Annotated in this window: 23 protein-coding genes; 13 read left to right on the top strand and 10 right to left on the bottom strand. The window is 70.5% G+C overall.

Annotated features, from left to right (window positions below):
- Positions 1–47: 47 nt before the first annotated feature.
- The 3 genes from kduI to GT755_RS41120 are packed head-to-tail and all read left to right on the top strand — an operon-like array spanning position 48 to position 2,380.
- Positions 48–854 (top strand): 5-dehydro-4-deoxy-D-glucuronate isomerase, encoded by an 807-nt coding sequence (kduI, locus tag GT755_RS16090; RefSeq protein WP_161480500.1) that lies wholly within the window; start codon positions 48–50, stop codon positions 852–854.
- Complete coding sequence (locus GT755_RS16085) at positions 851–1,603, top strand: SDR family oxidoreductase (RefSeq protein WP_161480499.1); 753 nt, start codon at positions 851–853, stop codon at positions 1,601–1,603. Before kduI ends, GT755_RS16085 begins: the two co-directional genes overlap by 4 nt.
- A gap of 12 nt (positions 1,604–1,615) precedes the next feature.
- Positions 1,616–2,380, top strand: coding sequence for an IclR family transcriptional regulator (locus GT755_RS41120; RefSeq protein WP_161480498.1), 765 nt, complete (start codon positions 1,616–1,618; stop codon positions 2,378–2,380).
- Here GT755_RS41120 and GT755_RS16075 read toward each other — a convergent pair.
- Positions 2,367–3,320, bottom strand: a complete 954-nt coding sequence (locus tag GT755_RS16075) for a sugar kinase (protein WP_202610051.1) — start codon at positions 3,318–3,320, stop codon at positions 2,367–2,369. The genes GT755_RS41120 and GT755_RS16075 overlap by 14 nt on opposite strands.
- A gap of 46 nt (positions 3,321–3,366) precedes the next feature.
- Here GT755_RS16075 and GT755_RS16070 point away from each other — a divergent pair, with 46 nt between their 5' ends.
- A complete protein-coding gene (locus tag GT755_RS16070; protein ID WP_030450844.1) occupies positions 3,367–3,552 on the top strand; it encodes a tautomerase family protein in 186 nt (61 codons plus the stop codon).
- A 41-nt stretch (positions 3,553–3,593) separates the two neighbouring features.
- Here the strand turns inward: GT755_RS16070 and GT755_RS16065 are convergent, their stop codons facing one another.
- Complete coding sequence (locus GT755_RS16065; protein ID WP_161480497.1) at positions 3,594–5,078, bottom strand: sodium:solute symporter family protein; 1,485 nt, start codon at positions 5,076–5,078, stop codon at positions 3,594–3,596.
- A gap of 180 nt (positions 5,079–5,258) precedes the next feature.
- On the opposite strand from GT755_RS16065, the gene GT755_RS16060 reads away from it, so the two are divergent.
- The 7 genes from GT755_RS16060 to GT755_RS16030 all read left to right on the top strand — a co-directional run bounded on the left by GT755_RS16060 (position 5,259) and on the right by GT755_RS16030 (position 13,505).
- Positions 5,259–6,716 carry an RICIN domain-containing protein gene (locus GT755_RS16060; RefSeq protein ID WP_328794358.1) on the top strand — a complete coding sequence of 486 codons (1,458 nt, stop codon included), beginning with the start codon at positions 5,259–5,261 and terminating at the stop codon, positions 6,714–6,716.
- Positions 6,717–7,010: 294 nt separating this feature from the next.
- A complete protein-coding gene (locus tag GT755_RS16055; protein ID WP_161480496.1) occupies positions 7,011–9,521 on the top strand; it encodes an FtsK/SpoIIIE family DNA translocase in 2,511 nt (836 codons plus the stop codon).
- A gap of 59 nt (positions 9,522–9,580) precedes the next feature.
- The gene (locus GT755_RS16050) at positions 9,581–10,315 is read left to right on the top strand and encodes a helix-turn-helix domain-containing protein (protein ID WP_161480495.1); all 735 of its coding nucleotides are present in this window, start codon (positions 9,581–9,583) and stop codon (positions 10,313–10,315) included.
- A gap of 29 nt (positions 10,316–10,344) precedes the next feature.
- On the top strand, positions 10,345–11,751 hold the full coding sequence (gene rimO, locus GT755_RS16045; RefSeq protein ID WP_161480494.1) for a 30S ribosomal protein S12 methylthiotransferase RimO: 1,407 nt from the start codon (positions 10,345–10,347) through the stop codon (positions 11,749–11,751).
- A gap of 41 nt (positions 11,752–11,792) precedes the next feature.
- Positions 11,793–12,401, top strand: a complete 609-nt coding sequence (pgsA, locus tag GT755_RS16040; protein WP_161480646.1) for a CDP-diacylglycerol--glycerol-3-phosphate 3-phosphatidyltransferase — start codon at positions 11,793–11,795, stop codon at positions 12,399–12,401.
- On the top strand, positions 12,398–12,895 hold the full coding sequence (locus GT755_RS16035; RefSeq protein ID WP_161480493.1) for a CinA family protein: 498 nt from the start codon (positions 12,398–12,400) through the stop codon (positions 12,893–12,895). The genes pgsA and GT755_RS16035 overlap by 4 nt, the downstream gene beginning before the upstream one ends.
- 253 nt (positions 12,896–13,148) lie before the next feature.
- Positions 13,149–13,505, top strand: a complete 357-nt coding sequence (locus GT755_RS16030) for a helix-turn-helix domain-containing protein (RefSeq protein WP_030450836.1) — start codon at positions 13,149–13,151, stop codon at positions 13,503–13,505.
- Here the strand turns inward: GT755_RS16030 and GT755_RS16025 are convergent.
- The 3 genes from GT755_RS16025 to GT755_RS16015 all read right to left on the bottom strand — a co-directional run bounded on the left by GT755_RS16025 (position 13,502) and on the right by GT755_RS16015 (position 16,719).
- Positions 13,502–14,281, bottom strand: a complete 780-nt coding sequence (locus GT755_RS16025; protein WP_161480492.1) for a DNA-formamidopyrimidine glycosylase family protein — start codon at positions 14,279–14,281, stop codon at positions 13,502–13,504. The genes GT755_RS16030 and GT755_RS16025 overlap by 4 nt on opposite strands.
- A 210-nt stretch (positions 14,282–14,491) precedes the next feature.
- On the bottom strand, positions 14,492–14,959 hold the full coding sequence (locus GT755_RS16020; RefSeq protein WP_062340711.1) for an RrF2 family transcriptional regulator: 468 nt from the start codon (positions 14,957–14,959) through the stop codon (positions 14,492–14,494).
- A gap of 50 nt (positions 14,960–15,009) precedes the next feature.
- Positions 15,010–16,719 (bottom strand): endonuclease/exonuclease/phosphatase family protein, encoded by a 1,710-nt coding sequence (locus GT755_RS16015; RefSeq protein WP_161480491.1) that lies wholly within the window; start codon positions 16,717–16,719, stop codon positions 15,010–15,012.
- A gap of 168 nt (positions 16,720–16,887) precedes the next feature.
- Here GT755_RS16015 and GT755_RS16010 point away from each other — a divergent pair, with 168 nt between their 5' ends.
- The gene (locus tag GT755_RS16010) at positions 16,888–18,066 is read left to right on the top strand and encodes an ROK family transcriptional regulator (protein WP_161480490.1); all 1,179 of its coding nucleotides are present in this window, start codon (positions 16,888–16,890) and stop codon (positions 18,064–18,066) included.
- Here the strand turns inward: GT755_RS16010 and GT755_RS16005 are convergent, their stop codons facing one another.
- The 4 genes from GT755_RS16005 to GT755_RS15990 all read right to left on the bottom strand — a co-directional run bounded on the left by GT755_RS16005 (position 18,067) and on the right by GT755_RS15990 (position 22,812).
- Entirely contained in the window at positions 18,067–19,521 is a 1,455-nt protein-coding gene (locus GT755_RS16005; RefSeq protein ID WP_161480489.1) for a glycoside hydrolase family 3 protein, read from the bottom strand.
- A gap of 80 nt (positions 19,522–19,601) precedes the next feature.
- The gene (locus GT755_RS16000) at positions 19,602–20,456 is read right to left on the bottom strand and encodes a carbohydrate ABC transporter permease (RefSeq protein ID WP_161480645.1); all 855 of its coding nucleotides are present in this window, start codon (positions 20,454–20,456) and stop codon (positions 19,602–19,604) included.
- A 41-nt stretch (positions 20,457–20,497) separates the two neighbouring features.
- On the bottom strand, positions 20,498–21,481 hold the full coding sequence (locus tag GT755_RS15995) for a carbohydrate ABC transporter permease (RefSeq protein WP_161480488.1): 984 nt from the start codon (positions 21,479–21,481) through the stop codon (positions 20,498–20,500).
- A gap of 5 nt (positions 21,482–21,486) precedes the next feature.
- Positions 21,487–22,812: an extracellular solute-binding protein gene (locus tag GT755_RS15990; protein WP_161480487.1), complete on the bottom strand. Its 1,326-nt coding sequence runs from the start codon at positions 22,810–22,812 to the stop codon at positions 21,487–21,489.
- Positions 22,813–23,014: 202 nt separating this feature from the next.
- Here GT755_RS15990 and GT755_RS15985 point away from each other — a divergent pair, with 202 nt between their 5' ends.
- Complete coding sequence (locus GT755_RS15985) at positions 23,015–24,181, top strand: ROK family transcriptional regulator (RefSeq protein ID WP_161480486.1); 1,167 nt, start codon at positions 23,015–23,017, stop codon at positions 24,179–24,181.
- A gap of 40 nt (positions 24,182–24,221) precedes the next feature.
- Here GT755_RS15985 and GT755_RS15980 read toward each other — a convergent pair whose 3' ends face one another.
- Positions 24,222–25,406: an RNA-guided endonuclease InsQ/TnpB family protein gene (locus GT755_RS15980; RefSeq protein ID WP_161480485.1), complete on the bottom strand. Its 1,185-nt coding sequence runs from the start codon at positions 25,404–25,406 to the stop codon at positions 24,222–24,224.
- Positions 25,407–25,479: the final 73 nt, after the last annotated feature.

Genomic DNA, 25,479 nt, shown 5'->3' with positions numbered 1-25,479 from the left:
TGTTCTATGTAGCGGTACGCACTTCCGTCATACGGGAAGGCTGAGAGATGGACGTCCGGCACGCCACCGCCCCCGACCAGATCCCCGGCATGACGACCGAGCAGCTCCGGGCGCGGTTCCTGGCCGACGGCCTGTTCCGGCCGGGAGAGGTCCGGCTGCTCTACTCCCACGAGGACCGGCTCGTGCTCGGCGGCGCGCTCCCGGCCGCCGGGCCTCTGACGTTGCCGAACCCGTCGGCGCTGGGTTCGGCGACCTTCCTCGAACGCCGTGAGCTGGGCGTGGTCAACGTCGGCCCGCCCGGCACGGTGACGGTCGACGGCTCGGTGTTCGAGCTGGGCGGCCGGGACGTCCTCTACGTCGGCCGGGGCACTCGCGACGTGACGTTCGAGGGCGGCGCCTTCTACCTGGTCTCCACCACCGCCCACACGAGCCACCCGACCACGCTGTCGACGGACCCCGAACGGCTCGCCCTCGGCGGCCGGGAGGGCGCCAACGAGCGGGTCGTGCACAAGCACATCCACGAGGGCGGGATCCGCAGCTGCCAGCTCGTGCTGGGCGTGACGGTGCTCGCCCCCGGGAGCATGTGGAACACCATGCCCTGCCACACCCACCACCGCCGCACCGAGGCCTATCTCTACTTCGACCTCGGACCCGACGACCGCGTGATCCACCTGATGGGCGAACCGGCGCAGACGCGCAACCTGGTGGTGGCCGACCGGGAGGCGGTCGTCTCGCCGCCATGGTCGGTGCACTGCGGCTTCGGCACCCGCGGCTACGCCTTCGTCTGGGCCATGGGCGGCGAGAACCAGGACTACCAGGACATGGTGCCGGTGGCGATCGGCGACCTGCGGTGAACCCCTTCTCCCTGGAGGGCGTGACCGCCCTGGTCACCGGGGCCCGGACCGGCATCGGCCGGGCCGTCGCCGTCGGGCTGGCCCGCGCCGGGGCCGATCTCGTCCTGCACGGTCATCACGACGACCTCGACGAGGTGGAGGCCGAGGTGACGGCGCTCGGCCGCGTGGCCCGGCGCTGGGTGCTCGACCTGTCCGCGCCCGAGGCGATCCCGGAGGCCGCCGCCGAACTGCTCGCGTCCACGCGGGTGGACGTGCTGGTCAACAACGCCGGCGTCATCCGGCGGGCCCCGGCCACAGGGCACGCGTACCGGGACTGGCGGGAGGTGCTCGGGGTGAACCTCGACGCCGTCTTCCTGCTGTGCCAGGCGTTCGGGGCCCCCATGCTGGCCCGGGGCAGCGGCAAGATCGTCATGCTGGCCTCGATGTTGTCGTTCCAGGGCGGCGTCACCGTCCCGGGCTACACCGCCGCCAAGCACGGCGTCGCCGGGCTCACCAAGGCGCTGGCCTGCGAATGGGCGGCGGCCGGGGTCCAGGTCAACGCCGTCGCCCCCGGATACGTCGCCACCGCCAACACCGCGCCCCTCCGGGCCGACCCCTCGCGCGAGGCCGCGATCAGGGCGCGCATCCCCGCCGGGCGGTGGGGCACCCCCGAGGACGTCGCCGGGGCCGCCGTGTTCCTGGCGGGCCCCGCGTCGAATTACGTCAACGGTCACGTTCTGGCCGTGGACGGCGGCTGGCTGGCCCGCTAGTAGGCTCGGGGCGTGGTCAGGGAAGGCAGTTCCATCGACAAGGCGCTCGCGGTCCTCGAGGCGATCGCCGAACATCACCGGATCACCGACATCGCGGCCGCCACGGGCGTCTCGAAGTCGACGGTGCACCGCATCCTCCAGTCGCTGGTGGAGTGGGACTTCGCCCGGACCGACGGCAACGGCGGCTACGAACCGGGCCCCCGCATCCTCACCCTGGCCGGGCGCGTGATGAGCCGCTTCGACCCGGCCCGCCAGGCCGCCACGGCCCTGCGCGCCCTCCACGAACGCACCGGCTTCACCACCCACTTCGCCATCCGCAGCGGCGACGAGGCCGTCTACGTCGAGAAGCTGGAGGGCCGCCGCCCCTACCAGATGCCCTCGCGGGTGGGCATGAGCCTGCGCCTCTACTCGACGGCCATCGGCAAGGCGGTGCTGGCCCAGCTCGACGACGACGAGGTCCGCGCCATCGTGGCCCGCACCCAGCCGGTCAAGCTGACCCCCAACACCGTCGTGGGCGAGGAGGAACTGCTCGCCCACCTGGTCGGCGTGCGCGCGGCGGGTTACGCCGTCGACGACGAGGAGAACGTGCCGGGCATCCGCTGCGTCGGCGCGGCCGTCTTCGACCACACCGGCCAGGTGTTCGGCGGCATCTCCATCTCGACGCTGGCGATGGACCTGGAGCCCGAGGCGCTGCGGGAACTGGCCCCCGAGATCGTCTCGGCGGCCCGCGAGGTGTCGCTGGCGCTCGGCGCCCCGACGACCCTCACCCGCCGCTGACCGGGTCTCCCAGCAGGTCTTCGATCTCGGCGGCCGCCGCGACCCGGCCCGTTCCGCCCCGGCCCGCCAGCGAGAGCGACGCCGCCGCCGTGCCCGCCCGCACCGCGTCCGGTAGCGACGCCCCTCGGGCCAGCCAGGCCGCCATCGCGCCGGTGAAGTTGTCACCGGCGCCCGTCTGGTCCACGACCAGTCGTGCCGGGACCGCCGGGATCTCGTGGAAGACCTCGCCCTCCGCCAGCAGCACCCCGTCGGCACCCAGGGTCACCGCCACGGAGGGGGCCCCCAGGTCGCGCACTCGGCGGGCCGTCTCGACCGGATCGGCGGTGCCCACGAGGGCCATGCTGTCGGCGGGGGCTGAAATTTTCACGATCGCGGTGTGGGGGGCGACGGCGCGCAGGGTCGCGGCGGCGGCTTCCGGGGCGGTCAGGCGGGCCCGGAAGTTCGCGTCGTAGACGACCTGGCCGGTGGCGTTCGCGGAGGCGGATCTGACCGCCTGGTCGCAGCTCTCCGACAACGCGGCGGTGATGCCGCTCAGCACCAGCACGCGGGCCAGCGCCGCGGGGGAGTCGGTCAGGTCGGCGGGTGTCAGGCGGGAGGCCGCCGACCCCTGCCGCAGGTAGGCGAAGGCACGTTCGCCCGACGGGTCGGCGCCCACCACGTAGGCGCCCGTCGGGCCGGTGCCGGGGGTCAGCCAGCGGGTGTCGACGCCGTGGCCGGCGGCGAAGCGGATCAGCCGTTCGCCGAACTCGTCGTCGCCCAGCCGGGACACCAGGGCGGTGCGGGCCCCGGCGGCGGCCGCGGCGACCGCCACGTTCAGGGCGTCGCCGGAGAAGGACAGGCGGAAGGTCTCGGCCTCGGTCAGCGGATGGTCGGCGGAGAATTCGACCAGCGGTTCGCCTGCGACGACCACATCCATGCGCACCTTCTTCTGTTGTTCCATGTAGTGGAATATGGTCTTATTTTACGCAACGCCTAGGGAGGACGTCATGCCCAACATCACCGTGGAACTGCTGTCCGGCCGGACCATGGACCAGCGCAGGGACTTCGTCGCCGCCGTCACCGAGGCCGCCGTCGACATTCTGAAGGCCCGCCCCGAGGCGGTGCGAATCGTGTACTGGGAGATCGAGAAGTCCGACGTCGCCAACGGCGGCGTCCTGGAGTCCGACCGCTAGACGTGCGAAGGCCCCCACCGCGCCATGGGGGCCTTCCTTCCTCAGGTACGCGCGGGGTCGTGGTCGTCGTTCAGGGAGTCGACCAGTTCGTCGCGGTCGCGGGTGCGCTCGGGCCGCAGGAGGCCGACGGCGACGTACAGGACCAGAGAGGTCACCAGGGGCACGCCGACCACCACGGCCTGGTCGGTCGAGCCGGCGATCCACTTCACGTAGGCCCAGACCGACAGGCCGGCCGCCCACGACACGATGGCCGCCAGCGGGCCGCTGCGGCGGAACCAGGGCAGCATGCCGAGCATCAGCGGGATCGAGATCGGGCCCATCGTCGCCGCCACCAGGTCGACCACGATCTTCAGCACCGCCCCCTGGCCCTCGGTGGTGATCGCGATGACCATGCTGATCAGCACGAACACGAAGGTGGTCACGCGGGCGAAGGTGAGCTGCGCCGCGTCGGCCAGGCGGCGTAACCGGGGCATCAGCACGGGCGCGATGTCGCGGGTGATCACCGAGGAGATCACGTTGGCGTCGGAGGAGACCATCGCCATCGTGTGGGAGAAGAACCCCGCCAGCACCAGGCCGACGACCCCCTGCGGCAGCAGGGTCTGCGCCAGCTTCACGTAGGCCTCCTCGGCGTCGGCCAGGCCCGGCACGATGAGCGGCGCGGCGAACATCGGGATGAACAGGATCAGCGGCCAGACCAGCCAGAGCGCGCTCGACAGCAGCGCCGACCGCTTCGCCTCGCTGCCGCTCGGCGCGGCCATGTAGCGCTGCGCCAGGTTCCACATCCCGCCGTTGTACTCGAAGGTCTTGATGAACAGCAGCGCCAGGAAGAACGTCACCGTGTACGGCCCGGCGAACGGGTCGCCGTGGCCCTCGGGCAGCCGGTCCCACATCGTCCACAACGTGGGCAGGCCGTCGAGGTGGCCCAGCACCGCGAAGAACATCGCGATCCCGGCGACGCCCTGGATGACGAACTGCCCGAAGTCGGTCAGCACGTCGGCCCACAGGCCCCCGGCCGTGATGTAGACCATCGTGACGAGCCCGGTGACCAGGATGCCCCAGAAGATCGGGATGCCCGCGAACCCGCGCAGCAGGATCGCGATGGCCACCCACTTGGCCGCGATGTCGACCACCTTGAGCAGCGCGCCGCTGTAGGCGAGCACCTGCTGGGCCGGCAGGTTGTAGCGCCGGGCCAGGTATTCCAGCGGGGAGGCCACGCCGTGCGCGGCCCGCAGCCGGTTCCACCGCGCCGCCCACAGGAAGGCCCCGATGCCGACGCCGATGCCGATGGTGAGGGCCCACCAGACGTACATGGCCAGGCCGTAGTCGTAGGCGACCGCCGCGAACGCGACGAACATGATCGCGCTGTAGCCGGACATGTGGTGCGAGATCCCGGCGAGCCACCAGGGGATGCGCCCGCGCGCGGTGAAGAAGTCGACGACGGTGTGGACGCGGCCCTTGGACCAGACGCCGATGCCGATCATCACGACGAAGTAGGCGGCCAGGACCGACCAATCGAGAGCAGACATGCCTGGAGATTCCACTACACAGAACGGCGTGTCAATACATAGAAAAACGTTCCGCCACATGAAACTTTCACGGCCCATTTTGTGTACGCCCATGTCGCGAAGATCGATCTGACCTCATCGTTTCACTACATGAAACGGGCGCTTATGTTGTGCAGCGACCTTGAGAAAGGAGCTTCACACGTGTCCAGATTGAGTGTCAGAAGACGGCTGCTCGCCGTCTTCGGCGCCGCCGTCCTGGCCGTCGCCGGCGTCGTGGTCCCCCTGACCACGAGCGCCCACGCGGCCCCGGGCCCCGGTACGTACTCCGTGGTCAACCGGGGCAGCAACCTCTGCCTCGACGTGCTGAACTTCAGCACGGCCGACAACGCCGGGCTGATCCAGTACGCCTGCACCGGCACCACCAACCAGCGCTTCACCCTGACCGCCCAGAACGGCGGCTACCGCATCACCGCCGGGCACAGCGGCAAGTGCCTGGGCGTCCAGGACAACAGCAGTTCGGCGGGCAAGGCGATCGTCCAGCAGACCTGCAACGGGTCCGCCTCGCAGACCTGGACGTTCTCCGACGCCGCGGGCGGCACCCGGATCGTCAACGGCAACGGCGGCAAGTGCGTGAACACACGCGACAACTCCACCGCCTCCAACGCCGTCATCCAGCAGAACTCCTGCGACAACGTGGTGACCAAGCACTGGACGTTCACCCCGTCGAGCGGCCCGCAGCCCACGCCGACGGTCACCCCGACCCCCAACCCGACCCCCACGGTCACCCCGACGGTCGGCCCGCCGCCCGGCGGACTGGTCGGCTGGGCCACCCAGGGCGGCGGCACCACCGGCGGCGGCAACGCCTCGGCCACCACCGTCACCAGCTCGGGCGCGCTGACCACGGCGATGTCCGGGACCAACGCGGCCGTGATCCGGGTCTCCGGGACGATCTCCTGCTCCGGCATGCTCCGGGTCGGCTCGAACAAGACGATCATCGGCAACTCCGGGGCGGTCATCCAGGGCTGCGGCCTGAACGTCGCGGAGGCCACCAACGTGATCATCCGCAACCTGACCTTCCGGAACTGGAACGACGACGCGATCAACGTCCAGTACTCCACGCGGGTCTGGATCGACCACAACACCCTGTCGAACGGCTACGACGGCGCCATCGACGTCAAGCGGGCCAGCGACTACGTGACGATCTCGTGGAACCGCATCTACGACCACGACAAGTCGATGCTGCTCGGCCACGACGACGGCAACGGCTCCGAGGACCGCGGCCACCTGCGGGTGACCTACCACCACAACTGGTTCGACGGCACCGGCCAGCGCCACCCGCGCGTCCGGTTCGGCAACCCGGTCCACGTCTACAACAACTACTACGGCGGCGTGACCAGCTACGGCGTGGCCTCGACCGAGGGCGCGGGCGTGCTCGTCGAGGGCAACTACTTCGAGAACACCGAAGACCCCTACCACCTGGGCGAGGGCGACTCCGGCCCCGGCACCCTGGTGGCCCGCAACAACCACTTCGTCAACTCGGGCACGGGCCAGGCCGGCGGCAGCGTCGCGTCGATCCCCTACTCCTACTCCCTCGACACCGCCTCCAGCGTCAAGTCCATCGTGACCTCCGGCGCGGGCGCGGGCCGGATCAACGTCTAGCGCGTCACCCGGTCCCCTGACCTGACCGGGCGACACGGAAAAGGGAGGCGCCGGCCCTCACGGGGGCCGGCGCCTCTCCGCGGCCGGAGCTCCCTGCGCCGGGCCGGCGGTTCGGGCTCCACCACGGGGACATCCCCGCGTGCGTGCACCAGCGCGGGCCTGCGGCCCGAGCCGGTCGTATGGCCGGCCACGCGAAGCCGTAACGGAAAGGAACTTCGAGACCCACGACGGCGATGCGCGGTTGGGCGGCGCGCTTACGTGTTTATGTGGCGGTTGCGCAATACCGTGACCATCATGGCCACCCGTGCGTCCTCCGGTGGGAAGCGGCCGACGTCTCGGCAGACGCCACGTCCCGCCCCCCGCCCGACCGTCAAGAAGAAGGCGCCACCGCCCCGCCGGAAGCCGGCCCCGCCCAGGCGGCCGGCCGGCACCGGGAACGACCCGCTGTCGTGGGTGTTCCTGATGATCGGCAAGCTCGTCGTCGGCATCTGGACCCTGATCGCGAACGCGATCGGCGGCGCGGCGCGGGCCATCGGCAACGGCGCCCGCGACCTCGACCCCGCCCACCGGCGCGACGGCCTCGGCCTGGCCGTGCTGGCGGGGGCGATCGTGCTGGCCGCGATGACGTGGCGGACCAGCAAGGGCTCGGTGGCCACGGTGGTCGACGCGGTCGTGCGGGGCACGGTCGGCTCGCTCTTCTGGTCGGTGCCGCTGATCATGGGCCTGATCGCCTGGCGGCTGCTGCGCCACCCCGATCAGAACGGCGAGACGGGCCGCATGCTGATCGGCTTCACCGCGCTGGCGGCCGGCATCCTCGGCATCGTGCACGTCGCGCACGGCACCCCCTATCCGGCGGGCACCGCCGACGACGGCATGGAGAAGGTCTCGGCCGCCGGAGGCATGCTCGGGTTCATCGTGGCCGCGCCGCCCGACAGCATCCTGCCGTCGTTCATCACGATCCCGCTGCTGCTGATGCTGGCCGGGTTCGGCGCGCTGGTGGTCACCGCGACGCCGATCCACCGGGTGCCCGAGCGGCTGGGCGAGATCAAGGTGCTGCTGTTCCAGAAGCCCTTCGAGAACTCCTCCGACAGGAAGCCGAAGAAGAAGCCGGCGCGCCCCGAGCCGGGGGAGCACGTCAAGCCCTACGACACGCCGATACTGCGGGAGAAGCCGACCGACCACTCGCCGGAGATCGTGCCGGGCCTCGTCGACGACGTGCCGCTGCCTCCGGCCGACGAGCCGCCGGCGCCCCAGCAGACGCTGCCGCCCGAGCCCACCCCGGCGCCCCGCAAGGTCGAGCAGCTCATGCTCTCGCCGCAGGCCGGTCCCTACACGCTCCCCGACACCCAGATGCTCCGCCCCGGCAGCGCGCCGAAGGCCGAGACCAAGGCCAACAAGACCGTCGTCAACGCGCTGACCAGCGTGCTGGAGCAGTTCGCCATCGACGCCCAGGTCACCGGGTTCACGCGCGGCCCGACCGTGACCCGCTACGAGATCGAGCTGGGCCCCTCGGTCAAGGTCGAGAAGGTCACCGCGCTCACCAAGAACATCGCCTACGCCGTCAAGTCGGCCGACGTGCGCATCCTGTCGCCGATCCCCGGCAAGTCGGCGATCGGCGTGGAGATCCCCAACGTCGACAAGGACCTGGTGTCGCTGGGCGACGTGCTGCGCTCGCAGGTGGCCCAGGCCGACCACCACCCGATGATCGTCGGCCTCGGCAAGGACGTCGAGGGCCGCACCATCGTGGCCAACCTCGCCAAGATGCCCCACATCCTCATCGCGGGCGCCACCGGCGCGGGCAAGTCGACCTGCATCAACGGCCTGATCACCTCGGTGCTCATGCGGGCCACCCCCGACGAGGTCCGGATGGTCCTGGTCGACCCCAAGCGGGTGGAACTGTCCGCGTACGAGGGCATCCCCCACCTCATCACCCCGATCATCACCAACCCGAAGAAGGCCGCCGAGGCCCTCGAATGGGTCGTGGGGGAGATGGACCGCCGCTACGACGACCTGGCCGCCAGCGGCTTCCGGCACGTCGACGACTTCAACAAGGCCGTCAGGGCCGGCAGCCTCGTGGCCCCGCCCGGCAGCGAGCGGGTCTACCAGCCCTACCCCTACCTGCTGGTGATCGTCGACGAGCTGGCCGACCTGATGATGGTCGCCCCCCGCGACGTCGAGGACTCGATCGTGCGCATCACCCAGCTCGCCCGCGCGGCCGGCATCCACCTCGTGATCGCCACCCAGCGGCCCTCGGTCGACGTCGTCACCGGCCTGATCAAGGCCAACGTGCCCTCGCGGCTGGCGTTCGCCACCTCCTCGCTGGCCGACTCGCGGGTCATCCTCGACCAGCCCGGCGCCGAGAAGCTGGTGGGCCAGGGTGACGCGCTGTTCCTCCCGATGGGCGCCAGCAAGCCGATGCGGCTGCAGAACGCGTTCGTGTCGGAGAAGGAGATCGCCGAGGTCGTCGGCCACTGCAAGGCCCAGATGCAGGTCGAGTACCGCTCCGACGTGGCCGCCCAGGCGACCGCCAAGAAGGAGATCGACGAGGAGATCGGCGACGACCTCGACCTGCTGATCCAGGCCGCGGAGCTGATCGTGACGACCCAGTTCGGCTCGACCTCGATGTTGCAGCGCAAGCTGCGCGTCGGGTTCGCCAAGGCGGGCCGCCTGATGGACCTGCTCGAATCGCGCAACGTCGTCGGCCCGAGCGAGGGCTCCAAGGCCCGTGAGGTGATGGTGAAGCCGGACGAACTCGCCGGGTTGCTCGCAGATCTCCGGGGTGGTGACCCCGGCGCTACAACATAGTGATGTTACTGATTGAATGTAACTCACTACTCAGCGTCGGGATGGGCGGGGGGCCGCAGATGTCCATCGGTGGAACGATCTCGGATGCGCGTGAGCACAGGGGGCTGTCCGTAGCCGACCTGAGCCGGCGCACCCGGATCCGCGAGGCGATCATCGCCGCGATCGAGCGCGACGACTTCTCCGCGTGCAACGGAGACTTCTACGCCCGGGGTCACCTGCGGGCCCTGGCCCGCGAGCTGGGCCTGGAGGGCGACGCCCTGGTCCGCGAGTACGACGCCCTCACGGGCGGCCCGCGCCCCGGCGTGGGCGCGATGTACCCGATCGACAAGGGCATCAAGCTGCGCGAACGCCGAACGCCCAACTGGACGCTCGCGATGGCGGTCGCGATCGCCATCGTGGCGGTCTTCGGCGTCGGGCGCATCATGGGCAGCGCGATCAAGACGCCCGAGAAGCAGGCGGTCAAGGTCAACTCGGCGCCGGCGGCGGCCAAGGCGGCGCCTCCGGCGGCCGCTCCGGCGGCCCCGGCCAAGGCGGCCACCCACGTCACCGTGAAGATCACCGCCACCAGCGAGGCCTGGATCCAGGTCCGGGACGCCAAGAACAAGAACGTCTTCATGGGCGTGATCCCGACCGGCGACAGCCGCAGCTTCCGGGTCAAGGAGAAGGCCCGCCTGACCTTCGGCAACGCGGGGTCGGTGCAGCTCAACGTGAACGGCCGCGACCTGGGCGCCCCGGGCCGCCCCGGGGAGACCGTCAAGCGGACCTACGGGGTCGAGGTCCCGCGTCCCCGCTAGTGGCCGATCCCCGATACCGTAGCTTCATCATGTCTTCACGCCGAACCGTTTCCATGATCACGCTGGGCTGCGCCCGCAACGAGGTCGACTCAGAGGAGCTCGCCGCGCGGCTGGAATCCGCAGGCTGGGCGCTGGGCGACGACGACCCCGACGTGATCGTGGTCAACACCTGCGGGTTCATCGAGTCGGCGAAGAAGGACTCGATCGACACCATCCTCGCGGCGGCCGACTCGGGCGCCAAGGTCGTGGCCGCCGGGTGCATGGCCGAGCGCTACGGCACCGAGCTGGCCGGGGCGCTGCCCGAGGCCGCCGCGGTGTTGTCGTTCGACGACTACACCGACATCGGCGCCCGCCTCGACGACGTGCTCGAAGGGCGGGCGCTGACCGCCCACACGCCGCGCGACCGGCGGACCCTGCTGCCCATCAGCCCGGTCGAGCGGCACGCCGCGCCCGTCGCGGTGCCCGGCCACGGCGACCTGCCGGCCGGGCTCGCGCCCGCCTCCGGCCCGCGCACGCTGCGCAGGCGGCTGACCGGCGGGCCGGTCGCCTCGCTGAAGCTGGCCTCGGGCTGCGACCGGCGCTGCACCTTCTGCGCGATCCCGGCCTTCCGCGGCGCCTACGTCTCGCGCCGCCCCGACGACCTGCTGGCCGAGGCCGCCTGGCTGGCCGGTCAGGGCGTGCGGGAGCTCGTCCTGGTCAGCGAGAACTCCACCTCCTACGGCAAGGACCTGGGCGACCTCAGGGCGCTCGAGAAGCTGCTGCCGCAGCTCGCCGCCGTCGAGGGCATCGACCGCGTCCGGGTCAGCTACCTGCAGCCCGCCGAGCTCCGGCCCGGCCTGCTCGACGTGATCGCCGGCACCGAGGGCGTCGCGCCCTACTTCGACCTGTCCTTCCAGCACGCCAGCAACGCGGTGCTGCGCCGCATGCGGCGGTTCGGCGACCCGGCCCAGTTCCTCGGCCTGCTGAAGCAGATCCGCGAGCGGGCCCCCGAGGCGGGCGTGCGGTCCAACTTCATCGTCGGCTTCCCCGGCGAGACCGAGGAACAGTTCGGCGAGCTGGTCGCGTTCCTCGAAGAGGCGCGTCTCGACGTCATCGGGGTGTTCGGCTACTCCGACGAAGACGGCACCGAGGCCGCGGGGTTCGAGGGCAAGCTCGACCAGGACGTCGTCGACGAGCGGGTGGCGATCCTCACCGAACTGGCCGAGGAGCTCACCGCCCAGCGGGCGGAGGAGCGCATCGGCACCGAGTTGTCGGTGCTCGTAGAAGACGACCTGGGCGACGGCGGCTACGAGGGCCGCGCCGCCCACCAGGGCCCCGAGGTCGACGGCTCGGTCACGGTCCAGGGCATCGGCCTGGTGCCGGGGCAGATCGTCCGCGCCGTCGCGGTCGACTCGGAAGGGGTTGACCTGATCGCGAGGATCAAGGCCACGACGTGACCCAGAGCAACGACCAGCCACGGGACTCGGCCCCGTCGGTCATGGCCGACGCCGCCCCCGAGCGGCTGGTGGTGACCGATCCGGTCGAGCCGGCCGCGCCTCCCGTGAGCGCCTGGAACATCGCCAACGCGCTCACGGTCGTGCGGCTGCTGGTCGTTCCCGCGTTCATCGTGTTCCTGTTCCTGGAGGGCGACGGCTGGCGGCTGGCCGCCCTGGGCGTCTTCATGTTCGCCTCGATCACCGACCAGCTCGACGGCTTCCTGGCCCGCAGATACGGCCTGATCACCGACTTCGGCAAGATCGCCGACCCGATCGCCGACAAGGCGCTCATCGGGTCGGCGCTGGTCTGCCTGTCGCTCCTCGGCGAGCTGCCCTGGTGGGTGACCGTCGTGATCATCGCGCGTGAGCTGGGCGTGACGGCGCTGCGGTTCGTGGTGATCCGGTTCGGCGTCATCCCGGCCAGCACCGGCGGGAAGATCAAGACCGTCCTGCAGATCTTCGCCGTCGGGTTCTTCCTCGTGCCGGACCTGCTCGACGTCGTGCGCTGGGCCACCATGGGGACCGCCGTCCTGGTGACGGTGGCGACCGGCGTCGACTACGTTGTGCGGGCAGTCAGACTGCGCCAGGTGGCCCGGAGGGAACAGGTGTGACCGGCTCGACCGCAGCGAAGGTGATCTCCCTGCTCGCGGAGCGGGGTGAGACTTTCGCCGTGGCCGAATCCCTCACCGGTGGGCTCATCGGGGCGACCGTGACCGGTGTGGCCGGCTCCTCGGCCGCCTTCGTGGGCGGCGTGATCAGCTACGCCACCGACCTGAAGGCCCGGCTGCTCGGCGTGCCGGCCGATCTGCTGGCCCGCGAGGGCGCCGTCCACCCCGATGTGGCCGCCGCGATGGCCGCCGGTGTTCGGAAGCTCACCGGGGCGACCTGGGCGGTCGCGGTGACCGGCGTGGCCGGCCCCGAGCCCCAGGACGGCAGGCCGGTCGGCACCGTCTTCTGCGGCCTGAGTGGTCCCGGAGACGTCTCGAAAGTCGTTGACCTGCGATTGACCGGAGACCGCTCATCCATCCGTATCCATACGTGTGAGATGGCTTTGGATCTACTTCTAGGTGTGCTGCTGGCCAATTCGGGGGAACATTCGGGGTGATTACCGCGTTACGTCCCCAGCGAACATGCTCACCATGGTCTGCCGTGGTGTCGCTCGATACAGGTACGGTGGAGCTGTGAGTGAGGTCCGTGAGCCATCGGCGAGGAGCAAGTCCACGGCGCGCCCGGCGCAGGGGCCGAGCGAGCCAATGATGACGGCGAGGAGTATGTACGAAGGGCGTGGAAAGAACGGGCGATATGAACCGAAAGCGCGGAGCGTCGTGACGGCTCCCGCGCCGGGAAGGGAGCGACAGATGGTCCTGCTGCGTCAGCTTCTCGGCGACGTCCTGCGGCGGCTACGGGTGCGGCAGAGCCGCACACTGCGCGAGGTCTCCACGCTGGCACGGGTCTCCCTCGGCTATCTGTCCGAGGTGGAGCGTGGTCAGAAGGAGGCGTCGTCCGAGCTGCTCGCCTCGATCTGCGGTGCCCTGGGTGTGCCGCTTTCGCAGGTGTTGCGGGAAGTCTCCGATCAGTTCGCGCTCGCCGAGCTTCAGCACGCGCCTGTCTTGGCCGACGTGCCCGAGCGTGAGCGCCTGCCCATCACGGAGACCGTGCCCTCCGGTCCGGAGTTCGACGGTTTCCCCGAAGTCAAGGACATGGTGGCCGCCTAGCCCGGCTGGCAGCGCGGGCACCAGTAGATCACCCGCTCCTGCGGTTGTGATCCCATTTCTCCACGTTCGATGATCGTTCCACAGACGCGGCAGGGAAGGTGTGCCCTGCCGTAGACGAACAACGCACGACCCGGTCTCGGGTCGCCGGTCGTGACCGGTCCATGTTCGTTCTTGTTCTCCACCAAGAGGCGGTGGGCCGTTTCGGCCAGCCCCGCCAGATCCGCCACGTCCCCGGTGCGCCGCCACGGCCCGACGCGGGTGACGAAGAGCGTCTCCGCCCGCCAAATCGTGCCGATCCCCGCGAGATTGCGCTGGTCGAGCAGCGCCTCCCCGATCGTGCGGTCAGGATCCTTCAGCAGGTTGGCGACGGCCTTCCCCGTGTCCCAGTCAGGGCCGAGCAGGTCGGGGCCGAGATGCCCGACGACCTGGTCCTCCCTCGCGGTGGGCAGCAGGTCGACCACGCCGAGCTTGATGCCGACGGCCTGCCAAACACTGTTGGCCAGCACGACCCTGACGACGTCGCCGCCCCTCAGCGGGGCGCCCGCCTTGGTCACCCGCCAGGATCCGTCCATGCGCAGATGGGTGTGCAGCGTCACGCCGCCCTCGACCCGGGTGAGCAGGTTCTTCCCCCGGCTCACCGTGGTCAGCACCCGCCGGCCGCGCAGGTCGGCGGTGGCGTAGCGGGGCACCCGGAAGTCGGAGCGGGTCAGCTCCCGGTCGTCGAGCGCCTCCCGCAGCCGTTTCGCGGTGCGGTAGACGGCGTCGCCCTCAGGCACCTGCGCCTCCGGTGACCGGACACCCGAGCAGGGAACGATCGCGCACCGGGCTCTCAGGCACCGGGCTCTCAGGCACCGGGCTCTCAGGCACCGGGCTCTCAGGCACCGGGCTCTCAGGCACCGGGCTCTCAGGCACCGGGCTCTCAGGCACCGGGCTCTCAGGCACCGGGCTTTCCGGTGTCGGGGCTCCGGGCGTTGGCCCTTGAGGCATCAGACGGGCGCGTTGGGGGAGTCCCAGGCCGAGGGGTCGTCGGAGAGGTCGGTGACCCGCTTCGGGAGGTCGCCCGTCGCGATCTGGTCGAGGGTGACCTCTTCGAGGATGGCCCGTTCACTGGCCCGCAGGGCGATCCAGACCTGCTGGAGGGCCTGGGCCGCGCCGGTGTAGCCGACGTGTTCGGGGCGTTCGCCGCGGACGTTGGCCAGCGGGCCGTCGACCGCGCGGATCACGTCGGCCAGGGAGATCTGGTTGGCCGGACGGGCCAGCACGTAGCCGCCCTCGGGGCCGCGCTGGCCGCGGACCAGGCCGGCCCGGCGCATCTGGAGCAGGATGTTCTCCAGGTATTTGGGCGGCATCTCCTGGCCCTTGGCGAGTTCGCCCACCGTGGTCGGGCCGTCGCCGGACGCGGCCAGCTCGGCCGCCGCCCGCAGGGCGTAGTCGACACGCGCAGAAAGTCGCATGTAAACGATTATCCCGCCTGGTTGGCACTGGTTGGCCTGGGTCCCCCATCTCAGCCGACGCGGATCCGCACGACGACGGGCAGATGATCGGAGAACGGCACCCGGGGAACCTCGGCGGACACGGCCGTGAGTCCCGGGCTGAGCAGCACGTGGTCGATGCGTTTGACCGGATCGTCGGCGGGCGAGGTCGGCGGGTCGCCGAAGGCCGTCAGCGGGTCGGTCAGCCCGGTCCGGCGCAGCAACTCGGTGAATGCGGCGTCGTCCGGGGTGAGGTTGAGGTCGCCGGCGAGCAGGGCGGGCGCGGGCGGCAGGAGGACCGGCAGGTCGGCGCTCTGGCGTTCGGGAGACTGGAGATGGGTGTTCAGCACGCCCACCCGGTGCCGCCCGACCTCGATCGTGAAGGTCTGGGCCTGGGCGCCGGTCGGGTAGCCGTAGCTCCTGAGCGGGTGGCTCACGAGATCGGACACCGGCAGGTTCGTCAGCACCGCGTCGCCCCACATGGCGTCGGCCGCCGGGGCGAAGTAGTAGCGCATGCCGAGTACCGACGCGATGCGGTCGAGATCGTCGTGGCCGCCGTTGAGGAACCAGCCCCGGTCGACCTCGCTCAGCAGCACCACATCGGGGTTCCTCGACCGCGCCCATGCGCCGATCGCGTCGAGGTCCAGGGTTCCCGTGGTGCCGAACCCCATTCTGATGTTGTACGCGATCACGGTGAACTCGTCGCCCGCGATCGGCCGCCCCGGGTCGGAGGACGGGCTGAACGGCGCCCCGACCAGCGCGGGAACGGCCAGGCCCACGGTCGCGACGGCGTACTGCCAGCGAGGCCGGATTTCCCGGCTGAGTGCCGTCCCCGCGATCAGCACTCCCAGGGCGATCACGACGTGGCCGTTGTCGAAGCCCAGGTTCAGGTCATAGGCGGCGTAGTACACGAAGGTCCCGGCGAACAGCACGAGCATGCCGCCGAGGAGGGCGCCCCCGGCCCGCCGGCCGGCTGGCCCCGAGCCGCTGATCTGGAGACAACCGCCGAGTCCCAGGACGAAGATCGGGAGGGTGGCCAGATGCACGCGGCCGTCCGTGTAGGCGGCCCAGATCCCCAGCAGGAGCGCGAGCGGGCCCAGGAAGCCCGTCGGGCCTCGCAGGGAGGCCGCCAGCAACAGGATCAGGACCAGTACCAGGTTGACGATCAGCGGGCCGCGCAGATCCGGAGTCACGCCGTCGCCGATCAGGGCGGCCGGGCCCAGGTACATGCCGGTCAGCAGGATCGCCGGGCCGAGGACGAACCACAGGTGGCCCGGCGCCGGGTCGTCGGCGGGTCGCACGCCCGCGACCGCCCAGGCGAAGGCCGCAGTGATCAACAGCGTCGGGATCCACGGCAGCGGGCCGTCGCGCCAGACCAGGTCCACATGGCCGATCGACAGGTGGAGGGCCTGGGAGAGCGCGAGGCCGAGGGGGAGGGCCAGGCGGGCGTGGGGGGCGGCCACGAGCCTGGCGGCGCCGTACAGGAAGACGATGCCGGCGGTGACCGACACGGCGCTCACATAGAGCTGGGGGAGACCGCCGTCGGTGGCCTGGAGGGCCAGGCGGCCCACCGCCAGGACGGCGCCGCCGCCCAGCAGCGCCCATCTCGCCGGTAAGAGCAGCGCGGCCAGCGGGAGGACGAACCACAACGCCGCGAAGAGGCCCAGTTGCTCCGGCGGGGTGTCGCCGGCCTGGCCGTAGATGGTGATCAGGGACGGGAACAGGACGCGCACGGCGTCCATGAAAAGGAGCAGACCCAGAGTCACTGCCGCCACCGGACGCATGAAGTGATCCTTTCGCCCGGGTGGGAGCGGTATCAAGGGTCGATTTCCGGGAGCCCGTATAGTCGCTAAGCTGGCCGGAAAAGTTTGTTGACAGTTGTCGCGGGGGCGATCATAGAAAGCAGGAGCATGGAGCGACGTCCTGGCGTGCCCAGGTTGCTCCGGGAGATCAACGACCGGGCCGCCCTCGAACTTCTGCTGGCCTCCGGGCCGCTGACGCGCGGCCAGATCGGTGACCTGACCGGTCTGTCCAAGGTGACCGCCTCCCAGACGTTGTCACGACTCGAGGAGCGGGGGCTCGTCGAGGTCGTCGGAGAGCAGGCGGGGAACCGGGGGCCCAACGCGGCCCTCTACGGCGTGATCGCCTCGTGCGCCTACGTGGCGGGGCTCGACGTCGGGCCCGAACACGTCACCGCGGCCATCGCCGACATCAAGGGCGACGTGGTGGCCGAGGTCACCGCCACGCCCAACGGCTCCGACGACCCCGTCTCGATGGTGCACAACGCGGTCGTGAAGGCCTGCCGGTCGGCCAAGGTCGCCTTGTCGCGGCTGAAGGGCGTCGTGATCGGCACGCCCGGCGTCGTCGACCCGCGCACCGGCGACGTGCAGTTCTCCTTCGACCTGCCCCACTGGCACGAGGGCATCCACGAGGCGCTGGCGCGCGACCTGAAGCGGTCGGTGCGGATCGAGAACGACGTGAACCTCGCCGCCATCGCCGAGCGGTCGAACGGCGCGGCCCGGCGGGCCGACGACTTCGTGCTGCTCTGGGTCGGGCGCGGCATCGGCCTGGCCGTCGTGCTGGGCGGGCGGCTGCACCGCGGGCGTTCGGGCAGCGCGGGCGAGATCGGCTACCTGCCGGTGCCGGGCGTGCCGCTGGCCGAGGACGTGCGGTCGGAGCCGGGGCGGCTGCCTTCGCTCGCGGGTGGTCTGCAGTCGCTGGTGAGCTCCGTCGCGGTGCTCGACCTGGCCCGCGACCTCGGGTTCGAGGGGGCCACAGCGGCCGAGTGCGTGACCGCCGCCGTCGACGCGGGCGACCAGGGCGACCGGCTGCTCGACGAGATCGCCTCCCGGCTGGCGCTCGGGGTGGCGTCGGTGTGCGTGGTGCTCGACCCGGGGCTGGTCGTGCTCGCCGGAGAGGTCGGGCTGGCCGGAGGCGTGTCCCTGACCGGCCGGGTCGAACAGGCGGTGGCCCGCATCTGCCCGATCCGGCCGCAGGTCGTGACCTCCGAGGTGCCCGGCAACCCGGTGCTGCGCGGCGCGGTCATCGCCGCTTTAGAACAGGCGCGCGAGGAGATCTTCGCGTCCTAGTCAGGCGGTGAGGAGTTCGACCGCCGCCCGGGCGTTGGCGCGGGCGGCGCCGTAGGTCGCGATGTGCACGCCGTGGTCGGGGCGCCAGATCGGCAGTCCCATCTCCATGACCACGCCGTCGGGGCGGGCCGAGACGAGTTCGGTCACCAGGTCGCGGCTGGCGGGGTAGCGGTGGGCGTCCTTGACGACCACGACCAGCGACCGGCCCCGGGCCCGCGTGAGCAGGTCGGCGGCGTGGGCCTCCTCCGGCTTGACCCGGACGATCTCCGCCTCCGGCAACCACGGCGCGACGCCCCACGGCACGTCGCCGACGGCGATCGTGGGCGGGGTGTCGACCTCGACCACGAACGGGTTGCGCAGCGGCAGCGTGGCCCCGCTGATCCGGACCGCGCGGCGGGCGGCCTGCAGGCCGATCACGGTGTCCTCGGTGTGCTGGCCCCGGGTCTCGCGGGCCCAGTCGCGCAGGCGCTGCGCACGGGCCACGGCCTCCTCCAGGCGCTCGACCGCCAGGTCGCCCGCCCGGACCGCCGCCACGATGGCGCCGATGACGGCCTCGGTCTCCGCCTGCGTCGGGATCGACCCCATGCACAGCAGGTCGGCGCCCGCCTTCAGCGACAACACCGCGCCGCCGCCGAGGCCCACGCTCTTGGTGATGGCGTGCATGTCGAGGGCGTCGGTGACGACCACGCCGTCGTAGCCGAGTTCGCCGCGCAGCAGCGTGGTCAGCGCGCGCGGGCTGAGCGTGGCGGGGGTGTCGCCGGTCAGCGCCGGGACGGCCACGTGGGCGGTCATGATCGACCGGGTGCCGGCCTCGATCGCGGCCCGGAACGGGGCCAGCTCGCGCTCGCGCAGCAGTTCCAGGGAGGCGTCCACGACCGGGATGGCCAGGTGGGAGTCCTCCGTGGTCGCGCCGTGGCCGGGGAAGTGCTTCACGCAGGCGGCCACGCCGAGCGACTGGAGGCCGCGGACGGCGGCGACCGTGTGGCGGGACACGAGCGCGGCGTCGGAGCCGAAGGAGCGGGTGCCGATCACCGGGTTGTCGTCGGCGGTGTTGACGTCGGCCGACGGGGCCATGTCGAGGTTGACGCCGGCCTTCACGAGGTCGCCCGCGATCGAGCGGTAGACCCGCTCGGTGAGGTCGACGTCGTCGACGGCGCCGAGCGCCGCGTTGCCCGGGTATTCGCTGCCGACGTGGTAGGCGAGCCGGGTGACGTCGCCGCCCTCCTCGTCGAGGGAGATCACCGGGTCGCCGGCGTTCGTCAGGCTCGACGTGAGCGTGGCGACCTGTTCGGGGCCTTCGACGTTGAAGCCGAAGAGGCAGACGCCGCCGAGACCTCCGGACAGGCCGTCCAGCACCCAGTCGGGCGCGGCCGGGCCTCGGAAGGTCACGAGCAGCGTGCCGGCCGCGAGACGGCGCAGCCCCCGATCGCTGTGGCTCGCGGGTACTTCAGGCATGGGGATTCATGACTCCGATCATGGACATGGGAGGGCACGGCCCCGGGTCCCGGGGCCGTACCCGCTCAGGGTTTGGGCGGTCAGCCCTTGACGGCGCCCGCGACGAGGCCGGAGACCATGCGTCGCTGCACCAGGAGGAAGAACACGACGACGGGGATCGTCATCAGGGTGGAGCTGGCCATGATGGCGCCCCAGTCGGTGCCCCGCTGTCCGAAGAAGAACTGCAACGCGACGGGCATGGTGTAGCCGTCGGGGCTCATCAGCACGAGGGCGAAGATCAGTTCGTTCCACGCGGTGATGAAGGAGAAGATGCTGGTCGCGACCAGACCGGGCGCCACCAGGGGGAACAGTACCTTCCAGAACGCCGTCATCCGGCTCGCGCCGTCGATCCAGGCGGCCTCCTCCAGCGACTTCGGCACGGCGGCCACGAAGGTGCGCAGCATCCAGATGCCGAACGGGAGCGTCAGGCCGACGTTGATGACGATGAGGCCGAGCAACTGGTCGTACAGGCCCAGTCGCTTGACGCTCAGGAAGAGCGGGATCAGCAGCGCCTCGGCCGGGATCATCTGCACGACCAGCAGAGTGATCAGGAACGAGGTGCGGCCCTTGAACTTGAAGCGGGCCACCGCGGTGGCGGCCAGCAGCGAGAAGACCGCGCCCACCGCGACCGTGCCGAGGGCGACGATCGCGCTGTTGCGCAGGTAGAGCCAGATGGAGTTGCCGGCGACGCCCTCGCTGAGCACCCGGTCGATGTGCTCGAAGGTGAAGCTCGTCGGGAACGGGATGAACTCCGTGGTGAAGATCTGGTCGTTGGTCTTGAAGGCCGTGGAGACCATCCAGTACACGGGGAACATCGCGACGAGGAACACGAGCGTGGCCGTCGTGTTGAGGGCGATCCTGCGGGCCTTCTTCCGGAACCTGCCGTTGTTCCGCATGCGGGCGAGCTCGTCCTGATTCCGGTAAATCGGTGGAGCGGTCACTGCACCTCCTCCGACTTCACCATCTGACGGACGTAGAACGCGGTCACGATCAGCAGGATGATCGTGAGGATCACCGCGATGGCCGCGCCGGAGCCCATCTTGGGCGGGGCCTTGAAGGCCTCCGCGAACGAGAAGACGGACAGGTTGAACGCCTCACGCACCGTGGGGCCGTTCATCAGGGTGTAGAGCTGCGAGAAGACCTTGAAGTCCCAGATGATGGACAGGATCGTCAGGACCGCGAAGACCGGCTTCAGCAGCGGGAAGGTGATCTTCCAGAAGGTCCGCCAGGGGCTTGACCCGTCCACCCGGGCCGCTTCGTACAGCTCCGTGGGGATGCCCTTGAGACCGGCCAGCACCGAGACGGCGACGAAGGGGAACGACGACCAGAGCACCATCACGATCAGGATCACGTAGATCGAGACCGCTTCGTTGGTCCACGGTTCACCGCTCCAGTCGGCCCGCCCGAACAGGGCGGTGGACAGGAAGTCGGGCAGCAGGTTCAGCGCCCAGTTGATGATCCCGGCCTCGGCGTCGAACAGCCAGCGCCAGATCACGCCCTGCGCGACCGGCGGGACCGCCCACGCGGCCATGATGCCGACGATCACGAATGTGGACATGCGCTTGCTGAGCTGGTTGAGCAGCACACCGACGGCGGTGCCGACGACCAGGGTGAGGGTCACCGTGATCACGGCGAACCCGATGGTGTTGCGGAGGGACGACCAAAAGATGTCGTTCTCGAAGACCTTGGTGTAGTTCTCCCACCCGAGCCATTCGGCCGGCTTGGGGTTGACGTCCCGGATCTGCGGTAGCCCGACCTTCTGGAACGAGATGACGAACACCTGGAACATCGGGTAGAGCAGCAGCGCGGCGATCACGGCGATGCCGGGGATGAGCAGCGCGTACGGGATGTACTTCGGGTTGAGACCCGAGGCCTTCTTCGGTGGACGGTGAGAGCGGCGGGCGATCGACGTGTCGGTCATCGTCGCTACTGGTTGAGGATGTCTTCGAGTTCCTTGTTGGCCGTCGCGAGCGCCTCATCGGCCGAGGCCTTGCCCTCGATGACCGAGCGGGCCGCGTTCTGCAGCACCGCCTTGGTCTCGCCCGCCTCGGTCCAGTTCGGGTCGGCCGGGAAGGACCGGGCCTTGGCGAACGCCGCCGCGAACGGGGCCTGGACCGGGTCGCTGGCCAGCGAGGCCAGCGTGTCCGGGTAGACCGGGAGCAGACCGCCGTCCTTGGCGTAGCGGTCGGCCCACTGCTTGCTCGTGGCGAGCTTGATGTACTCCTGGGCGAGCTCGGCGTTCTTGGTGGTGCCCCACACGGCGATGTCGTTGCCGCCGAAGAAGGCCGGGGCCTCACCGCCGGTCTTGGCGGGGAGCGGGAAGAAGGCGAGCTGGTCGGCCTTCACCTTGCCCTTGGAGTCGGTCTCGATGCCCGGGATGTCCCACGACGCGGTCAGGTACATGCCGACCTTGTCGTTGGCGAAGCGGGTGCGGATGTCCACGGTGTTCTGGGTCAGCCGCGACTTGCCCGACAGACCGCTGGTCACCAGGCCCGTGTACGTCTCGAAGCCGGCCTTGAAGGTCGGGTCGGTGAGCTTGCCCACCCACTTGTCGCCTTCCTTGACGGCGTAGTCGCCGCCCTCGGACCAGGCCATGGCGCCGAGGAGGTGGTTGGCGTCGGAGCCGCCGTTGAAGGCGAAGCCGTCGACGTCCTTGCCCTTCTCCTCCTGGATCTTCTTCGCGGCGGCGACGACCTCGTCCCAGGTCTTCGGCACCTCGATCTTCAGCTCGTCGAACCAGTCCTTGCGGTAGAGGACCGCGCGGGTGCCGGCGCCCCACGGCACGGCGTAGACCTCGCCGTCGATGGTCTCCAGGCCGAAGAGGTTCTTCGGGATCTGGGCCTGGTCGCCGGCGCTGGTGAGCGCCGTGATCGGGCTCAGCGCCTCCTGGCTGACCCACAGCGGCACCTGGTCGTTGCCGATCTCGGTGACGTCGGGGCCGGCGCCACCCGCGGCGGCGGCGGTGAACTTGTCGTTCACCTGCGGCCACGGGATCCACTCCAGCTTGACCGTGGCGCCGGTGACCTTCTGGAACTCGGCGTTCAGGTCGTCCATGTAGGCCTGGGCCGGCGGGTTCGAGTCGCCGAGACGCCACATGGTCAGCGTCTGACCGGCGAACTTGGGACCGGAGGCGGCGGGGGCCGATTCGGCGGCGGAGGCGGCGGGGGCCGGCTCGGCGGTCTCGCCACCACCACAAGCGGCGACACCCAGGGCGAGGGCGGCGGTGATGCCGGCGATCTTCACGATCTTCACGTTGGGGGTTCTCCCTTCCCGGCTTCTCGTCTAGGCAAGTTGAGGTGTCGGCGGGCCAGGCACCTTGGGGTTGCTGACGGTCGGCGTTTGTGGCACCTCAGAGGCTTGATCGCTTGCCTATGGGGTGACTGCCGTTAAACTAACAAGAAACTTTCTTAAAAAAAACCCGCGTTAGCGGATCGTGACGAGAAGGGAGACAGCGGTGGCCCGACGCCCCGGCACGCCCCGGCTGCTCCGGCAGATAAACGACAGATCGGCCCTGGAGCTCCTTCTCCTGCAGGGCCCTCTCACCCGTGCCGAGCTGGGCGAACTCACCGGACTGAGCAAGGTCACCTCAGGCCAGCTGCTGGCCCGGCTGGAAGATCGCGGATTGGTCACGACGGCCGGCGAACGGGCCGGCGGCCGCGGCCCGAACGCGGCGCTCTACGCCGTCAATCCCGAGTCGGCCTACGTCGCCGGCCTGGAGGTCTCGCCCGACAGCGTGACCGCCGGGGTCGCCGACATCACCGGCCGGGCCATCGCCGAGGTCACCGTCGACCCCAGTGAGGCCCGCGACCCCGTCAAGCTGGTGCACAACGCCCTCTTCCGCGCCTGCGAGTGCGCCGGGATCGTCCTCGACCAGCTCAGCGGCCTGGTGATCGGGACCCGCGGCGTCGTCGACCCCCGCAGCGGGGACGTTCGCTACTCCTTCGACCTGCCCGCGTGGCACTTCGGCGTGCTGGCCGAACTCCGCGCCGACCTGGGCCGGGCGGTACGCATAGAGAACGATGTCAACCTCGCCGCCCTGGCCGAACAGGCCCACGGCGCCGCGCGCGGCCTCGACGACTTCGTCATCATGTGGGCCGGGATAGGGCAGGGCCTCGGCGTCATGCTCGGCGGCCGGCTGCACCGGGGCATCACCGGCGGCGCGGGCGAGATCGGCTGGTTGCCCGTGCCGGGCGAGCCGCTGCCCTCCGACGTGCGCGACCCCCAGTCGGGCTCCTTCCAGCGCCTGGTCGGCGGGGACGCCCTGCACGGCATGGCGCTGGCCCACGGGGTGGAGCCGGGGGAGGCGCCCGTGGCCGAACTGGTCGCCAAGGCCGTCGCCGAGGGGAACGGGAGCTTCCTCGACGAACTCGCCGGCCGCCTGGCCGTCGGCGTCGCGGCCGTGGCGGTGGTCCTCGACCCCGGGCTCATCGTCCTGTCGGGCGACGTCGGGCGGGCCGGCGGCCACGAGCTGGCCGCGCGGGTGGAGGACGAGGTGGCCCGCGTGTGTCCGTCGCGGCCTCGGGTGGCGGTGACGGAAGTCGACGGCAACCCGGTGCTCCGGGGGGCGCTGGTGGCCGCCCTGGAGGAGGCGAGGGAACAGGTCTTCTCGGATACGGTCTGACGATGTGACTCCTCCGCCCCCCGGACGAGGCGGCTTCTCGCTAAGCCGCGTTGACGACCGTGCGAAGGGCAAGCCCTGCCCTGAGGATGTTGATCGCCGCGTTGACATCGGCGTGGGCGATGTGCCCGCACGCCGTACACGCGAACTCTGCCTGCGTGGGGCGGTTCTTCTTCGCGCTGTGCCCGCAGTGGGCGCACATGCGGGAGGTGCCGGAAGGGTTCACCGAGATCAGCGTGCGACCGGCGCTTTCAGCCTTGTCCGTCAGGATTCTCAAGAACACCCCCCAGCCCGCGTCCAGGATGCTTCGGTTGAGACCCGACTTGGCTCCCACGTTCCGTCCGGGGCGCTCGATCGTGCCGGCGGCCGAGCGGGTCATAGCGGTGATGCGCAGGTCCTCGTGGACGATCACGTCATATGCGCGGACCAGCGTGAGCGCCGCCTTGTGGGCGCCGTCCAGTCGTCGGCGTCGCACCTTGGCGTGCAGCGCGGCGATGCGCGCGACGGTTCTCCGGTGCCGTCCGCTGCCCTGTTGCCTGCGGGCCAGGTCTCGTTGGACCTCGGCCAGACGGTCGGCGGAGGTGACCAGGTGGCGCCGGTTGACGACGTGGTCGCCGTCGGAGGTCGTGAGGAAGGAGGCGACGCCCATGTCGATCCCGGCCGCCGCACCCGTCGCGGGCAGTGGTCGCGCCGGTACGTCGTCGCACGAGAGCACCACGTACCAGCGGGAACCTTCACGCTTGACGCTGACCGTCTTCACGTGGCCTTCGACCGCACGGTGCCGATGGACGCGGACATGCCCGACACCCTGGAACCGTACGAACGTGGCGGTGGGATGGTCGGGCTGGGAGTTCCACCGGCAGCCGTCACCGTCCGTGGGCCATTCGACGGAGTCGAAGCGGCCCCGACCTCTGAACCGGGGAAAACCCGGCGTGCGCCCGGCCCTGACCCGGGCGAAGAACGCGCGGTACGCCTTGTCCAGACGGCGCAGAGTGGCCTGCTGGGAGGAGAACGACCAGCGGCCCTGCCCCTCAGGATCGTCCGAGCGGATGTGCTTCAACTCCGCCGACTGGTCGCCGTAGCGAACCGTCACCCCCGCCCTGCGGTAGGCGATGCGGCGGTGCTCCAGGGCGGCGTTGTAAAGCTGCCGGTGCTCCTCCAGGCACGCGGCGAGTGCGACGGCCTGCTTACAGGTGGGTCGCAGCAGGTACTTGAACGACCTACGCACGGATGCCGCGAATGGACGGCCGTCGCATCGGCGTGGAAGCAGCCCGGAGGAGTGCGCACTGACGAGTCACAGG

It is taken from the genome of Herbidospora solisilvae (assembly GCF_009901565.1).
GTDB lineage: Bacteria > Actinomycetota > Actinomycetes > Streptosporangiales > Streptosporangiaceae > Herbidospora > Herbidospora solisilvae.
Note: the sequence above shows the minus strand (reverse complement) of the source record. Positions and strands in the feature narration are given on the sequence as shown.